The 16,738-nt window shown below is 40.7% G+C and carries 14 protein-coding genes and 1 tRNA gene; 2 read left to right on the forward strand and 13 right to left on the reverse strand.

Annotated elements, in window-relative coordinates; all coding sequences use genetic code 11:
- The first annotated feature begins 59 nt into the window (after window positions 1–59).
- Entirely contained in the window at window positions 60–2,294 is a 2,235-nt protein-coding gene (locus SIB74_RS07460; RefSeq protein WP_074159123.1) for a polysaccharide pyruvyl transferase family protein, read from the forward strand.
- Here the strand turns inward: SIB74_RS07460 and SIB74_RS07465 are convergent.
- The 9 genes from SIB74_RS07465 to SIB74_RS07505 all read right to left on the reverse strand — a co-directional run bounded on the left by SIB74_RS07465 (window position 2,272) and on the right by SIB74_RS07505 (window position 10,661).
- The gene (locus tag SIB74_RS07465) at window positions 2,272–3,111 is read right to left on the reverse strand and encodes a glycosyltransferase family 2 protein (protein ID WP_063395542.1); all 840 of its coding nucleotides are present in this window, start codon (window positions 3,109–3,111) and stop codon (window positions 2,272–2,274) included. The two genes, SIB74_RS07460 and SIB74_RS07465, sit on opposite strands and share 23 nt — an antisense overlap.
- Before the next feature lie 6 nt (window positions 3,112–3,117).
- Complete coding sequence (locus SIB74_RS07470; protein WP_413681621.1) at window positions 3,118–3,402, reverse strand: acyl carrier protein; 285 nt, start codon at window positions 3,400–3,402, stop codon at window positions 3,118–3,120.
- A 23-nt stretch (window positions 3,403–3,425) separates the two neighbouring features.
- Window positions 3,426–4,487 (reverse strand): polysaccharide pyruvyl transferase family protein, encoded by a 1,062-nt coding sequence (locus SIB74_RS07475; RefSeq protein ID WP_197463270.1) that lies wholly within the window; start codon window positions 4,485–4,487, stop codon window positions 3,426–3,428.
- A gap of 29 nt (window positions 4,488–4,516) precedes the next feature.
- Complete coding sequence (locus SIB74_RS07480; protein ID WP_082818458.1) at window positions 4,517–5,356, reverse strand: phytanoyl-CoA dioxygenase family protein; 840 nt, start codon at window positions 5,354–5,356, stop codon at window positions 4,517–4,519.
- An 877-nt stretch (window positions 5,357–6,233) separates the two neighbouring features.
- Window positions 6,234–7,049 carry a hypothetical protein gene (locus SIB74_RS07485; RefSeq protein ID WP_063395546.1) on the reverse strand — a complete coding sequence of 272 codons (816 nt, stop codon included), beginning with the start codon at window positions 7,047–7,049 and terminating at the stop codon, window positions 6,234–6,236.
- A gap of 925 nt (window positions 7,050–7,974) precedes the next feature.
- On the reverse strand, window positions 7,975–8,823 hold the full coding sequence (locus SIB74_RS07490) for a DUF4912 domain-containing protein (protein ID WP_063395528.1): 849 nt from the start codon (window positions 8,821–8,823) through the stop codon (window positions 7,975–7,977).
- 430 nt (window positions 8,824–9,253) lie between these two features.
- A complete protein-coding gene (locus tag SIB74_RS07495) occupies window positions 9,254–9,406 on the reverse strand; it encodes a hypothetical protein (protein ID WP_369818012.1) in 153 nt (50 codons plus the stop codon).
- 39 nt (window positions 9,407–9,445) lie between these two features.
- Window positions 9,446–9,760, reverse strand: coding sequence for a hypothetical protein (locus SIB74_RS07500; RefSeq protein WP_413681623.1), 315 nt, complete (start codon window positions 9,758–9,760; stop codon window positions 9,446–9,448).
- Between the two features lie 265 nt (window positions 9,761–10,025).
- Complete coding sequence (locus SIB74_RS07505) at window positions 10,026–10,661, reverse strand: TVP38/TMEM64 family protein (RefSeq protein ID WP_063395547.1); 636 nt, start codon at window positions 10,659–10,661, stop codon at window positions 10,026–10,028.
- Between the two features lie 502 nt (window positions 10,662–11,163).
- Here SIB74_RS07505 and SIB74_RS07510 point away from each other — a divergent pair.
- On the forward strand, window positions 11,164–11,226 hold the full coding sequence (locus SIB74_RS07510) for an AlpA family phage regulatory protein (protein ID WP_231906038.1): 63 nt from the start codon (window positions 11,164–11,166) through the stop codon (window positions 11,224–11,226).
- 131 nt (window positions 11,227–11,357) lie between these two features.
- On the opposite strand, the gene SIB74_RS07515 is transcribed toward SIB74_RS07510, so the two are convergent.
- From SIB74_RS07515 to SIB74_RS07530, 4 genes are all read right to left on the reverse strand, one after another.
- The gene (locus tag SIB74_RS07515) at window positions 11,358–11,690 is read right to left on the reverse strand and encodes a galactose oxidase (protein ID WP_231906024.1); all 333 of its coding nucleotides are present in this window, start codon (window positions 11,688–11,690) and stop codon (window positions 11,358–11,360) included.
- A gap of 822 nt (window positions 11,691–12,512) precedes the next feature.
- Window positions 12,513–13,802, reverse strand: coding sequence for a hypothetical protein (locus tag SIB74_RS07520; RefSeq protein WP_156486090.1), 1,290 nt, complete (start codon window positions 13,800–13,802; stop codon window positions 12,513–12,515).
- Between the two features lie 577 nt (window positions 13,803–14,379).
- Window positions 14,380–14,464: transfer RNA gene (locus SIB74_RS07525), tRNA-Ser, on the reverse strand.
- 27 nt (window positions 14,465–14,491) lie between these two features.
- Window positions 14,492–16,627, reverse strand: coding sequence for a ComEC/Rec2 family competence protein (locus tag SIB74_RS07530; RefSeq protein ID WP_063395645.1), 2,136 nt, complete (start codon window positions 16,625–16,627; stop codon window positions 14,492–14,494).
- Window positions 16,628–16,738 lie beyond the last annotated feature (111 nt).

Consider the following 16,738-nt stretch of genomic DNA (forward strand, 5'->3'; position numbering starts at 1 on the left):
TAGCCTGAGTAAATTAAAAGGAACTCTTTAAAATGAACTATCGATCTCATGATGTATGGATGTATGGAACTTTTGATGTAGATAATTATGGAGATTTACTTATGCCTATTATAGCACAGAAAAAAATAACAAGTGACTATAGACTCTTACCAATATCTCCAGAGGGCCAACCTACTCTATTTCATGACTCATTACCTTCAACTCCGATAACAGTATCTGGTAGACCTTGTCTAATTTTAATAGGTGGAGGCAACATCATAACTCGATCATTAAAACCACTAGCTGAACACATGTCGTGGTCGGATGACATCGATCTGGCAGCACTTTCTATTTGGGTAGGTCCTCTCATACAATCAATTAGATATAATGTTCCTATCGTTTGGAATATGCCTGGTTGTCTGGATAAAACATTATTTACTGGATCATTTCAAAAAACAATTTCTCGGTGGATTTCACAAACTTCATTCTCACCAGTTTATTTGCGTGACAAGACTTCAGTGGATATATTTAGACAGTTTTACGATGGTCCTATTGAATACATGCCCGATAGTTCTTTTAGCATAAGATCAATATACAAAAAGGCAGATTTATATGGGCACTTTGATAGATTTAGAGAAAAAAATAAGATCTCAACTTCAAACTTACTCGTGGTAAATATTAAGCCTGAATATCTTGATATTAGCATCGAATCGCTTGCTAAATACCTAGATTCATATTGCGAACAAAATAATTATCATTTAGTTCTTCTACCTTTAGGCTTATGTCATGGAGATTTGTTAGTCCTTACAAAATTATCCTTTTTCTTGAAGCACAAACATACCCTAGTGAATACTGATTTCTGTCTGATAGAAAGTCTATCTTTAATAGCCTATGCTTCTTTATATATTGGTTGTTCATACCATGGAGCAATTTCTGCTGCTTGTTATAAAACACCCCTTATTCTTGTGGCTCCCAGAAATTTACATAAATTCGATGATTTACAAATTGAATTAGGTTTCAAGCGTTATACCTCTTGGTTACAGTTCCTAGAGTCAGAGAATAGTGTGCCGGAGGATTCGTACTCTATACAGAAAAAATCTAAAATGCTTGAAGAGAAACTCGAGGGTCACTGGACCTATATAAATAAACTGATTTCTAGCTACTCTCCTTTTTCAAAACGAATAGAAAGACTTCCAGAACGTCATCCTAATCAATTACCTATTACACGTCAATACATATTTAATTCACTGACTAGTAAGCCTGAATTTAATAACAATCGGAATATCTGTCCAATTTGTAAAACAAAAAGTTTTAGTCCTGGTGGAGCTTCACATTTCCGTCTAAAGCGCTTGTGTAATAAATGTGGATCTTTGCCAAGACATCGAGCAGTATTCTCTGCTCTCGTTAATTTTGGAATTCCAGATTCTGCTCTAGATGCAGGGATTATGTTTAGCAAAGATCAATCTATCTCACCTTCTTGGTTTAAAACGTTTGAATATAGTATTTATAATGGAGATAACCATTTGGATCTTTGTGACATAGCTCGACCTAATGAAAGTTATGACTTTATTGCATTAAATCATGTACTTGAGCATACAAGAGATGACAAGAAAGCACTGAAGGAACTATCTCGAATTCTTCGTATTCAAGGTTATATCTCTATAACTGTACCAAGCCCAGCAATCTTCCCTAAAACAGACGATTGGGGTTACCCAGATCCTAATGCCCATAATCACTACAGAAACTATGGGAGAGAATTCTATCAACTGCTGTGTACATCTCTGAATGGTTTTACAGTACTAGAGTTGCAAATTTTTGACCCTGTTACGTTGACGCCTGATTATCTATACCTCTGCCATAAGTCAGACTCAAAATTACACCTCTCAAATAATTTCAGACTTAGCTTGTCTATACCATACGATTCTTCAAACCATAATACTAAGCCTGTACTTGAGCAAAGGTTATGGCATTTAAAACATCTAATCAAGACCTATCGCATTACTAGAGCATTGAGATGTCTTGAGGAGCTTAAAATTTCATTCCCAGACGAACTTCGTGTGAATCTTTTAGAAATTGATCTATTACATATTCTGAAAAAAAAAGAGGACCTTGAGAAATTACTTGAATTTCTTGTTTCAAAACATCCTGATAATAAGTTCTTGCAACTACGTAATATTAGATTTCAGATAAACAACAAAAATCCTGAGCTTGCTCTTATTATTGCCAATAGCTTTTTTCAAGAGGCAAATAAAACATACAACGAAGTAAAAGAACTAACAACTCTTCTTGAATCTATAGAATTTGTTGACCTATAACTTCTACGGGCTTTCCGAAAGATCTTCTAACTGGAAATCCCTTTATTTGTCTATATTCAGTGGTCATATCCTTTAATCCAATTTCGGTCTGTTTTGGACTAATTGTTGTACTTCCACCATGTAACTGGTGAAAAGAGCCTTCATTTTTCAAAATTAATAATGCACTACATACTTTTGACAATCGGTATAGCAAGTCAGCAGAGGCAAAACCACCATCCATTCTGAGAAACCTTTCATCATAACCCCCTACTTTGTCCCAAATCCTTCTACTTACGAGTAAGCAGTTACTTTCAAATATTGTTGGTCCTAGCCCTGCATGTTCTTCCAGGGTTGATGCACGTATCAAATCAACACTATGTACATTTGGCCAACCCAAATCAATGAGTAATCTTTCTTCATCTTTTAAGCCGAAATCCACTTCAGAGGCATACATCTGATGTACTGGTCCTATTTGAAAATTAGGAATATGTATCAAACAGTTCGGATCATGTTGAAAGAGTATTAGACTTTTACGAAAGACTCCTTTGGAGCATAATCGTGCTCCATCAATCATTACACATAAAAGATTTCCTTTCGAGTATTTGACAGAGTCATTAATAATGTGGTGAATTGGCTGGCGTAAATGACCATATTCTCGCAAGACAAAATTTAATTCCTTGCTTTTGCTAGTATCTATTATAGCTTTAAGAGAATTATCAGCAATTATGATTTCACTTGTAATATTGGGAACTCTTTGAAGAGCCTTATGTATTGAGACAATTGTTCTTTCTATTTGAGTAGTTAATTCATAACATCCAATTATAATTGATAGATTCATAATATATCACTTAGTAAAATGACTTGCCAATTTATTAAGAGTGCTGTGTTCGAGTAGGATGCCAGGATCAAAAGTAATATTAAAATCATCCTCAATCAATGAGGCCATCATATGAGCTTCTAAAGAGTCCAATCCTATCTCTTCAAAACATATATCACCATTATCCATATCAAAACCATCGGGTAAGCCCCAGACATCGTCGACATATTTTAGTAGCCATGATCTGAAATCATTATATCCAATGCTTAGCCCATCGATATTTGAAGTTTGTTGATTGGATGAGAGAGGCACTTCCATCACCGTCAAAGGCACTATTAATAATATAGGCGTTGTTGCTCATGATTGCCAATCAATATTGAAGTTATTCTATTCCAATGCTTGTCTAGTTTCTTTTGGCAGTCATCAATACAGCCTTCTGCTTGATCTAAGCTCATAATCAAGCCATCTAAAGAAGACCAATCACCAACTGATATACCAGATTTAGAGATATGAGACCTGCAACCCTTGAACTTATTATATCGAGGCCTTTCAACAACAACCGAATTACAATTAGCAGCAATTGCAGCAATATATACATGAAGAGATGAAGTAATAACTAAGCGTGATCTAGCTATTTTCAAAGTAGCGAGGCATAATGAAGTCTCTCTTCCAGAATATACACTTCCATTGATATGTCTACTCATTTCTTGAGCCACTCTGTCATCAGCATGAGATTTGGATATGGCGATTAATCTAACTTTCAAGTCTAGTTTCTCGCCAATTCTAGATATAGTTTTGCACATTTGTTGAAACTCATCGTTTCTAATTGATCTTGGACGTGCATTCACGAGTACCTCGTCAACCTTCTTAATATGTTTACAGCCAGTAATTATCTGAATCAATTTATGATCCATCGCTATATCTGGAACAATATATTCACCATTTCGTCGGCCACAAATCCTCCAAGTACTATGATCTCGCCAACTAATATAACAAATTTGTTCTCTGACTGCTTCCCATCTTCTAAGAGTTGATTTTTTTAAGGGTGCAAACGCACCTGCGGCACTTATAACAACTTTTGCTTGTCTAAAAAATGCATTTTCTATTGCAGTTAGCCAAAGATCTTCTCCACTAAATTTTTTTCCATAGGGGTTATTTTGGTCTTCAAAAAAAGTCAAAGGAAAATCCCCTATAACATTTCCGCCACCAATGATTACGATATCACCATGATTCACCAGGGATTCTGCATTTTCGAAACTAATTGAACTTACAGAATCTTCGAATTGGGTCTTGTGACCTGTTAAACTGACAAAATGAAGATTATTATATAAGCCATCGAGACGACTTTTTATTATGAGTGGGAACAAGCAATCACCATAATTATCCAAATCAAACATTCCATATACCCATACATTAGTCATAGGTATTAACGCAATATTCTTGCTGCACTATTATTAAGCACCCTATAATATTTTCTATTAAATTCGAATACTTTTCTTTTCTGCTCTGCACCTAGAACAAAGTCTCCATCAGGCTTGTAGATGCTATGTTGATTATCTATGTTCATATATGTATAGCATTTACTTGCAGAATGCTCTTCTGATAGCGCATCTAATTCAGCATATCTTCCTACTAATCCTATTCTCCAATTGTTACTCCGATTTCTATTTGACATATGAACTGTTTGGCAATGGTGAATGCTAAACTCGCCAGGGTTAAGTTCGATAGGCATCATTTTTTCTTCTTCGTCATCTAAAGGACATTTCTCTCCCATCTGCAGAATATTATCAATGTGTTTTTCCTGTTTATGGTATCGAGGACTTTTATGGCTTCCAGGAAGTACTTGCATACATCCATTCTCTTCGTTCGTACCTGTAATGGCTATCCAGACGCTTACAGCTCCGTTTGTCCTTAGTCCCCAGTAGATATTATCCTGATGTGGTGTTAAGAAGCTATTACTTTTAGGTTCCTTAGCCACAAAGATGCTGTTAATGCAAACTATCGGGCCTTTAAGTAATTCCATAAGGCATTCTTCTATTTTAGGTGAGTGTATTAAGTTCCATACCTTATCGCTCTGTAGATGTGGATTCATCTCCTTGCTATAGAAACCGTATTTATTGAAAACGGTCTGTGTCGCTGGGGTTCGTTTTTTATTAACCATTATGTGTTCTTGATAAATTTCTAATATTGGTGCCACTTCAAGTCTATCTTTAATCAATATGAATCCATCTCTAGTCATACTTTGATTAATATTGCTGGGCTTCATGGTTCTAGTTAAGTTAATTCAATATAGTTCTTTTTTTTTAGTTTCGCCATATTCAATTATTTTTTGTTGCCTTTATTAAGGACGAATGAATTCAGCGTATAAAATTGATTATCTCTAACTCCTTTACCATGAAAACTATTCTCAATTTACTTGAGATCTCACCTAAAAACCTCGGCTATAATAGTTCTAAAGAAATATAGTCTTGTCTATTGAGACCAATTTTAAGCAACCCTCGTCCTCTTAATCCAATACTTCACTATATCCAATTCAAGTGACGTATGCATATATATGGAAAAATGCTAATTTATTACTCGTTACCCTCAACCAATATTTCATCATAAGTACTTCCAAGATCCTCGGATGAATTTAGACACGTTAATCACAAGAGATGTTTCTTGGTTCTTATTCATGATGAGCGGTGAAAAATAGTTTTACCGTACTAACAACTTCTTCTACAAGAAAAAATATTTATTAGTTGTTTTTTGACAGATAGATTCATGTTATTATAACTTATACTAAGTGGCAAATTAACACGGGCCTAATGCTGATCTGGCAAATCTAAACTCGAATAATAAGGGTACCAATAGAGATCTATTGCAACTTTTAGGTCAAGACAATAACACCAAATAAAAAAGACTGGGGAAATAAAGTCCAATGGATTGAGATAAATTCGCTCGTCATAATTTAGTGCTTGAAACAAGCATAAGCCAATCATATAAAGAAAGCAAACATTGCGTGCTGATATCAAATTATACGCATAAGGAAGGCCATTATGTTCTCAATATGAAATAGCAACTACTCAAATTATAGTAAATACTCCTCAATTTATAGTTATAAGTAGCCATCACAAACACTGGTTCAAGTCAACACATGGTCTTTATCGACGAAGAATCCAGGACTGGCCAAGAAAATCTACCTTGCCCCCGTAGATCTGTTGAATCTCTTCCAAAGCAGCTTGCAAAGGGATTTGACCATTCTCATCCTTCCACATAAAATCATCACCACATAGAATGCTGAAAGGAAACAACTCGAGGGCAATTCTCAAATCCACGCCACTCTTATTTGCATCGTAATAAATAATGTCTGGATAAATACCTCTGAGATGAAGCTGAAACAACAAATATGGCGATCGACCACGTATTGGCAATATATTTTTATAGTCATTGAGTAATGTTTTTACATAATAAAATATACCCATGGCCTTTAGGTCTTCGATCATTTGGGAATACTCGTCATGGGAGAAACCTTTAACCATCGAGTTACGTATAGGACAGACTCTAATTTCAGATAGATATTCACTTAAATCATCAATCCATGGATCAACAGTGATGACATCAATATGATCTACAACCTGACTCCACCTTTTAGATGAAGCTCCCATAAAACTGCCAAATTCTACAAAAAGAAGTCTGGATTGATTATTACTTTCCTCCGCAATCAAAGCCTCTATAATCTCTCTACCAGATCTACTACCTGCTAATTCAACACAAAGAAGTTTCTTTTTATGTTGCTGCAGTTGTAAGGGTTCACACATGTCAATCCTAAGCTTATTAATGGCTGAAGCCCTTGAACTTGAAGCCTTAATAGAAACGTCAAGTGGTTCAAGCTTTTTCGTTTCCTTTAGAAGTAATAAAGACATTTCATCCTGAACTCCTTTAAATATTTTGCGATATTTCTCTTTACGTGGATCCATAATTTTTTATTTTATTTTACAGCAAAAGTTTAAACTTTTCAGCTATTTGTCATGATTACACACTTAGCCGATTGGTTAAATAATACACCTCGATGCATCTAAGAGAAAGAAAGACTTCAGAAGGATTGCTGGAGACAGTACTTTATAATATTCAGTAAGAAGTAATGAAGATAAATTCAAGCAGTATCCCTATACCCTGAAGAAACTATTGGCTGTCTGAGGTCGTAAAGAAATCAAATGACGACATGGCACTCATCGTCATCGCAAGACCAACCTTCAGAGAGAAGAACTTCACCCTCAAATGAATTGCAGTCTTCGCAGATGCCAATCTCTTGATCACACCCTTCTCCAGATGAAGATGCTGTTTTCTTTATCTGGATGAGCTCAGGTTTCAAAGTCTGTTCGTACTCGGGTGGCACTTGTTGACAATAAGTCAACAATCACAACAATCAAAAGCAAAGCCAAATATAGAGAAAGTAATTGAATCTTACCCTACCAAAAATAATGTTCTCCTCAGAGCATCAAATGATTAAGACATTACCCAGCGGCGCAGAAAACCGAAGTAGAACCTTACCAAATCTTGTACATGTGTAAGAAGATCATGGTTTTATCTTGCTTTGAGTTGCGATGAAAACCGTATTTTGTTTGCCCTTTTCCAAACACATTGTGAATTGATGAAGGCTCAATTATTGTAATAAACTTATACTCTATTTTTTCAGCTTATAACTATGACAAAAGGGACCCATTTCGTCTTATTGAGCGCGGGCGCTCTGGGACTTCATGAGACTTCCTTGGGACACCACACCGCGTGACTAACCCTCATTAGCGATTGATCAACTCATACACCGATCGCTGGTCTGTATGAACCAACTATTGAACCAATACAGATCAGAAGCAAACAATGAGCGAAATGATCACCAACCGGTCAGAACCAATCAGAATCAGAAGCATTATCGGGATCATTCTGCTGAGATTCACGGCGTCGGCGTAAAAACTGTCCACGACCACTGTCCAACCATCCAGAGCCAGAATCATTACTCAACCGCCTGGTGCGATCGGAACGACCATCCCCCTGAAGAGTCTCCGAGCCAATGCCAAAGCTGGGGTTGGGATGATTTGAAATTGCACGCTGATACATCTGCTCGTGCATTCCGTCATCACCAAAATCAGCAACTTCAGCAACAGAGGAAGTCGGAGAAAAAGGTTGGGAGGCGAAGTCTTGCTCCTGGCGGAAAGAGCTATATGAGCTATCAGAACTCTGCTCAGAAGGATCGCTCTGCGGCACATATACGGGTTCTGAAAACGCTAGTGAAAGCCAACCTCCCTTAGGAAGCTGATAGCCCAGCTCAAGGAGATAGTCACGGCCACCCATCGGCACAGGAAGGAACCACTCATGAGCCTCGCTGTCGACAAGAATTTCTTTGATGGCATGCCTACTGATCAAGGCATCGGCGTGGCTGTACAGATCGACCAGCCGCAGACATAGGGCTTTTGCCTTTGATTTTTTTGCCCGTTGCTGATCGACTTTGCTGATGCTCCAGCTGCAGCGTGCCCACTTTGAGTCTTTGGGCTGCAGTGAAACATGGCTGAAATCCTGGACCCTACTGTCGGTCCGGCTGGGCTGCTTAGCAGAAGGCTGTGGCGTGGCCTTGGACGCACCCCTTGGTTTAGTGACAAAGGCTTGAAAGCGTTGCTGGATTCCCTGAACCAGGCTAGAAACCCCTTTATTAGTGGACTTTTCTTTGCCTGTCACAGGAAGGTCAGTAGAATTCAAGTCAAATCATTTAGGCCATTTTTGGCTTGATAAAAGCTTTTGCCAGAATCTCCTGACATACGCAGAACAAACCTAGGCTAGAACAAAAGCTAAGAGTCCAGCAGCAATCAAAACCTTTTGGACGTGCCGATCTCTAGCAAACACTGCTGAACGGCCAAAAAGTTGAGAGAGCGTCCTCGCACTTAGGGAGAGGAGAAAACAAAAGGTCATCTATGGTAAGAATTGGCTCAAAGTGGTTGAAAAATCCATGCACACTGAACCATCTCTGCTAAGCCCATTTCACTAAAGACTGATTTCAGAAAAAATGGTGGAAGCAAGACAATTTTGAATCCTGTTTATTAGTACTAGAGATCATCTTCTTCTTAAGGCAAGCGACACTAACAAGTACAAACATACAAAGTAGAGCAGCTCCAAGCATCAAAACCGCCCCCTAACTTACTCCAGCAACGACAGCGACAATGATGAAATCACTAATCAAGAGACTTACAATTAATGCTGGAGTAATCAAACGCCAACTTGTTCCTCCTATGCCAATGGCGTAGCGGAGGAAGTCGAAAAGTCCAGTCATTAAGAGTCCGGTCATCAGGAAAAAGTTTCCATCCAGTTAATTTTGATTGAAGCCTTAGATTCTCTTCATTGCTTTCACTCCAACCAAGCGGCGAACAGGCTCTTTGCCATAGTTTCCAGCTATAAAAAATGCTGCTTGGCAAAAGATAAGATCAGCTAAAATAATTGTTACGCATCCTGTTTTAAACCCCAATAGAGAACCTTCTACAAGTGAATATACAGAACTAAGTAAGTCAGGCAAAATGATGCTAATCCCACGAAGTAGCATTATCCCCAAAGGAGCCCAGATGCCCAGACTTTCCACCGCATTACGAAGCGGCTCAATGCCATATGTCTGTATGAGGTAAACCAGAACAACAAATACTTCCACCCAAAATGCAATGAGGAAAACATACGCATTTTATTCATTTTGATATGCCTCGAGCAATTTTCATATTTTTCACCATTGAAGAAGTATCAAGCAAAGGAGAGGGTGCTCGTTAAGCAGGTCGCTAGAGAGCAGACCTGAACACACCTAAATAAGTCTTTCAAGAAAAGCGAGGAAATATTCCCCAACAAATTTAACGCTTCCAAAGTCATTTAAAATAAAGTTAATCTCAAATTAGTCAAGGAGCTAAAAATTATTCTTGCTGCTATTAATTAGAGATAGAGACCTTCTTTTTAATCAAACCAGTAATAATAGCAAGCCCAAACATACCAACCATTGCAATTACTATATATACAGAATCAGCCAATCCAGCACCTATAGCAACGGCTACAGCGTCAAAAATCACAAGACAAAGGAATAAAGCAGATGTAAAGAGTCGCCACTGCGTCCCTCCTAATCCTAAGCCGTAACTGAGGAAATCAAAAAGCCCGGTCATTAGTACTCCAGTCATTAGGAAAAAATTTCCTTCTAGTTGATTTTGATTGAAACTTTCAATTCTCTTCATTGCTTTTATTCCAACCAAGCGGCGAACAGGTTCACGTCCTAAATTTCTAGCTATCAAAAATGCCACCTGGCAAGAGATAAAGTCAGCCAAAAAAATTGTTATGTAAGCAGTTTTGAAATCCAGTACACTTCCAGCAAGAATTGCATATGGGAGATTTGATATAATAGGGAAAATAGTACTAATACCTCTAAGGACAAATATTCCTAAAGGCGCCCATATCCCCATATCCAAAACAATCTGATTAATCTGTTCTTTCCATTCGACTACAATAAAGTAATAAAAGAGAACAGCTGCTAGTACGCAAAGGGAAATCAGAAGGAACTTCTGGAACTTCTTCATTTTCGAATATCTCGATGAATTTTCATATTGAGTACCAAAAGGTTTAAGGACAGGATTGGTAGAGCTTTTAATTTAGCGTAGATTACGCTAGCAGTTTAGAGTAGCTAATCCACAACAATCTAAAGCCTAATCAAACCTCCTAACATCCCCAACACATTTTGTCTAAAGTTGAACTACCATGAACACTTGGGACCTATTCCTCACGCTTAAAACAACAGTCATTGCAACGTATCCACGTGAAAGTGGCAAATCAAGACAACTCCTGATTATTTAATAAAATGTAGAGGGCGTCCATCGATCTGAAGGAAATATACACTGCAGCAAACCAATCAGGACCACTAAGTAAGATCAACAAGCAATATCTACAAACATTTTCACTATACATTTGTCTATAGCGAAAGCTGCTAAATTCATCATCAAAGCATATAATTGCAAGCAAGACTAGGGCATCTGTCTAAGAGCCTGTGAAGCAATCTCCCTGGGATCCAATCAAGTAAAAGAGATGACATCACTCTCTAAGTCGACGATTTACAAGATGATCGCCGAAAAGAATTTCCCAAGATGAATCCAGACTGGACCTCAACAGGTTGCTTGGACAAAGGATGCCGTGCAGGACTGCATCAATCAGAAAATTCAAGGGGCAGCGCTTGGGGTAAACAAGGCGCTATTTGCCCCTCTCAATCGTTCTTGGGCGATCTAAGCAACCTCAGGCACCCATCCGCCCCCCAGCTCCCTTCTGATGATCCATTGATGGCATTTGCTGTTGAGGTGTTGTCCTTGAGGAATCAGGCGTTGATGGATAGGCCTGGCCCACAAGGACTGGCACTGCTTGCCGACGGCATAGCGTAAGTGATTAAAGACCATGTAAAACCTCCTGATCGTGAGGATTTGAGAGTGGCGGCGGTCCATGCATTGCATCTCCTCTGGGTCGAAAAAAAAGGGGGGGACAGATGCATGCATGAGAAATGTGCCATCGGACCCTTCATGGTCAAGACGTCTGTACTGACCGAAGAGGGCTGGTGGGGTCAAGTGGTTGAAGGTGACTGCTCTGATCTCCCGTGCTCAGAAGGATCCGGTAATACAGTTTTCACTATGGGTTTGAGCAAAACGGATCAGTCCACTTAGCAGGAATATCTTGGATTTAGATTGGGGCGTCCATGTGTCTTGAGCAGCGCTATCGACAATAGGGAGATGAACGGATCGATCTTTCAGGGCGCAATGACCTGATTAATGTTCAGCTGACAAACTGTGCAACACTTATCCCATCAGAAGAAGAAGTTAAACGCCTGCTGAAGGGGGAATCACTGCTGATCTCAGAGTTCATTAACAAAAAAGTAGCAGAGAACAGAAGGGCAACAAAAGGCGTTATCAAGAAGACAATTGAACTGTAAGAACATTCAGAGATGGAATGTCTAAGACTGATCTCTGGTTTTGCGGCATGGAACGGCGGAAGCGCTGCCAACCCCAATGCGCCATCTAGATCACAAAGTTTTTTCTTCGTATTCCCTCTAAGAATAAAATAATCTTAATTGCTGAATCTACGCCTATTGATTTCCTCTAGACATTTATTTCTCTTTTGATTTCGAAACACTACTAAAAAAACATAGTCACTTCCAATATAGAGGTTTGGTGATAAGCAGCAATACTCCATCCAACAATAAGTCGAAGGGGCCTATGATTAACTAAGAGAGAAACTGTACCCCAAAAAATGTAAAAAGTGACTCCTTATTTTCTGGTCTAATTATCAAATTTGTCACTGGAGCTCAAACATGCTTTTCTGCAAAGCAGAATAGTGACTGAAAATCCTTAATGGCAAAAGGGATTCTTATATAAGAGTTTAATATAAATGCATCAATTAATCCTTCCAAGGAAAGATTCTATCAACCTTTTCTTTAATCTTGACTTTAAGCGGCCAGGATCTTGCCTGAAGTCACGGAAGAGCTTCCTCAAGCTAAATCCTTTTGCATCCTTAGTCGTTAATCTATCTCGATACTCAGAGATAGCTTGATCATTTTCTGAATTCGGAAGGCCAGCCTTCAATAAACTTTGGGGGTATGTACGTGGCAAATAGGAGTTCAAATATTGACGTTGAATATTGAAGTTTGCATGGAAATGCTCTATTACATTCCTATCATTAGAAAAGACCCTTTCTTTAATCATATCAATAGACTCTTCTACCATGTCGTAGATTTTAGTCTTAGGCTTAAAAATACTTTTAACGAAATCGTTACTTCCTTCAAGAACACCTCCTAGCCCCATTGGGCAATCGGTTAGTGTTCTTAGAGCTTTTTCATAGCTACAATCCTTTGTGATTGCATCAGCCAACCTCAAATTATATGGCAGCGTTATATATGAAAGCTCATTCTCTGACATATTTTGAATATTGCTTGGCAAGGACTTTCCAAATTTTTTCGAGAATCCTTCTATAAATAAAACACCAAATAATTTAGTAACGTGATTACTAAATGTAGGGATTAATGCATGCAATGCTCTTGTTGAAAAGATAATTACATCACCTCGCTTAAAAGGTATCTTTGAATATCCTTGATAACGAGAATCACAATCTATATGAGGATATAGAAAATCTCCATTGTTTCTTTGGTCACCCCTAAGAAAATGTGGAGAGAGCTCGACTCTAAGAGATTCTGTTAGACCAGGCCAATCACTTAATTGGGCAGAAAATGCATTGAATGGAAGACCTGGATAATGACTTCCAGACATTACAGCAAAAGATCCTGCTAAATTTTTATTATAAATTTCCTTAGGGAATGAATTTGAAGAGCCAGAACAGTCTGACAAGCAAATGAGGACTTTTGGTACATCTATTGAATATAATGTATCTCTATGACTTCCAATAGAGTCATCATAAACAGCAAGGATGTCAGATCCTAAATATTGGCAGTCATCACCTGCTATTACATCAAGGCACGAAAGAACATATTTTGATGAGGCAAAAAGATCTAAAAAATCGGGTTCTGTTTCTATGGGGTTTCCCAAGAAAGGTAATCTTTCTGGAGAACTTTCGGCTGTATGGCCTTGTACTTTTAAGTAATAATTATCGAAGGCCTTTTCCATGCCATCCACTTGCCATTGTTCCAAGGAATTTGATATCTTTACAAATCCGTACAAATCATATGCCATTCGCATCCTTTGGAATTCATTAGCTATTTCCATAGTGCGTTCAATTAATTTACCAAGAAGCCTACTCTACCCATGAGCGATAAGCCCATATTTTTTTACTTTAAGCTATGATTTTGAATAATTTTCCCATTACCCAATTACTCATGACAGCCAAAGAAGCAACGCATAATTTATCACGGCAATACATAAACCTAGTGAGCATTAACTTGCTTTTAGTGATATGTGCAAGATATAAATATTTAAGCATGGTCACTGCTTGATGACCATGCCTCCCTACTGAGCGGATGGAATGATTAGTATTCACTCAATTTTTGAGCATCAAGGTTTTATTATTTTGGTTCATTAGCATCAAATTTCCTTAGCCACAGGGAAGACATGCATAGCATCTATGCAGTAGATTTTTACAGCAAGAATCCTTTCTAGGGCTTGATTTTAATTAATCAGTCTATTATTTTTTTCAAATTCTTTAATCTATAAATTATTCCATTCATTATTGAAAAAGATTGAAACCAGAGCTTTTTCACAAAACAGGAGCCTGGTTGAGCCCACAGTCAGCACCAGTTGAGACAGTCAAAAACGGAGAGGGTGGGATTCGAACCCACGGACGGTTGCCCGTCAAACGATTTCGAGTCGTTCGCTTTCGACCACTCAGCCACCTCTCCAGACGCCAGTAAAGACGCAAGGCAACTTTAAAACGCTGAGGCCACCATGCTGAAGGAGCCGCTGGCTCTACCACTGACCCAAAGCCGCCCTGCAGTGTGTTCTACCAACCATCGCCGCTCAAGAGAAGTTGGTACAAAGCCAAGCCATACCCCTGTCAAACCCTCTGATTTGACTAAAGGTTGACGCTCCACGTCATCCAAACCCTGACGATCACGCCAACTCCAATAGGCCTGACGCGTTGGCAGCAGATGCCAACGCAAACGACCAGCTCGCAACTGCAAACTCTGCTCTGCTGCAGCAATTGGTCTCACCTCCAGGCCAGGACTGACTAACCGCTGTCCAACCTGCAAAGGCATCACACCCTGATGCTCAGCCAGCACGGTATGGGCCAGATTTCGCCAACAGGACGCCGCCTCACTGGCAACCGGATCCAAGACCATCGCCCAATCAAGACGGGCATGGCCAAACGCTTCACTCAGCCGACGAGCCTGCCAACAGCTACGACCATCTCCATGCGTACTAATCAAAACCGCCCGCCCACGATGCCTAGCTAGTAACCATTGACGACTGCGCTGATGCACCACCACGAGTCCATCGCCCATCTGTACAACAGCCTGCGATAACGAACAAACCAACAACGCAACCACTCCCCAGTGACGCCAGTGACGCAATCCCGTTACCAACCATGGCAGCAATCCCAACACCAACAACAGCACCAACCAAGGCTGGGGATGACCGGTGAACAACTGCGCCATTGGCCAAGTGCAGATCCAACGCACCAGAGCAATCAATAAGCCAGCCAACTGCTGGATCGGCCAACTTATCCAATTCAGCAATGGAGTCAGCAAGCCAGCAGGCAAGAGCAAACACAACCAGACCAACGCCATCGCTGAGAGGGTGAGCAGCGCCAACAAAGGAGCAGCCAGCAGATTCGCCAATAGGGCATAGACAGGAGTGGATCCAAAATGGACAATCTGTAGTGGCAGAGTCCAGACGATTGCGGCCAAAGGAACAGCCAGCGCCGGTGCCAACCCTCGAAGCCATGTAGGTAGACGATTGGAGAGAGCCTGCTCTAGGGGCCCTGCTGTGACGACCAATCCGGCAGTAGCTGCCGCACTCAATTGAAAACCAATCGAACGCGCCCAGGCGGGATTCACCAACAGCATCAGCACCAAAGTCGCTAGCAACACCCCTAGAGGACGACTGCGGCCTCCGCCCTCATTAATCAATAACACCGTGCCACCCATCAACACAGCTCTCACAACCGACGGTTGTGGACCGGCCAGCATCAAAAAGCTGATCAGTGCCGTTGCAGCAAACGTCAAACGGAAGGACCTTGGCAGCAACCGAGCAATCCCCAGCGACGCTCCCAACAGCACAGAAAGATGAAAGCCCGAAGCCGCCAAGGCATGGGAAAGGCCAGCAACGCGGAACGCCTTAACCAAATCAAGCGGCAGATCAACTTGGGCACGACCCAACACCAAAGCCGCCAGCAATCCTCCCGAACGTGGACCTGCCAGTTGCTGTAAGCGCATGGCGACCTGGCGACGAGCATCGGCGATGGGCGTCCAGGGACGTTGCAACACCTCAACCTGATCACCCCAGAATTGGCTCCAACTTCCCTGCTGCTGAAGCCGCTCCGCTGGCCCAGGCAGAAGCGAATGAGGCCCTAGAGCCGGAGCGCGCAACTGACCATGCACACGGATTCGCCAACCCTGCTGCAAAAGCTGAGGGCAAGGTCTTAGCTGAACTTCACTACGGCCATGCCTCGGCAGGCCATTGATCCGGTTCACCGCCAACAAGGCACGACAACTATCAGCCCCAAACTCGCTAGCCCCAAGCAATCGGCTATCACTCAGCAGCCGGCCTTCGAGGCTGCTGCGAAGCGGTAGGCGCGAGGAACGATCAAAAGAACCGGCACTCGCCAACAAACGCACAGGTTCCAAAGGTCCAGGCCTCGGCTGCCCCCACCAGCAAGCCCATGCCAACAACAATGGCAACATCAACGCCAATGCTGTAGCCCTGCTTTGGGTCATGCCGAGACGAATCAAGCAGAAACGAGCCGTAATCAGCAACAGCACAGCAACGACAACCATTGCTTGAGAAGGAAAGGGCTGGGCACCAAGCACTAGTGCTGTCAGGGCCAAGCCTGCAACAAGCAAAGGCGAAGAAAACCCTCGCAAACAAACTCAAACGACTATCTCGAGAATTCCCCTCTCTGCACTTCGCTGTCTGCGGGGTTCGAGGAAGAGCCTGGCAAAGGATCTCCCTAA

This window comes from Prochlorococcus sp. MIT 1306 (assembly GCF_047304515.1).
Taxonomy (GTDB): Bacteria; Cyanobacteriota; Cyanobacteriia; order PCC-6307; family Cyanobiaceae; genus Prochlorococcus; species Prochlorococcus marinus_D.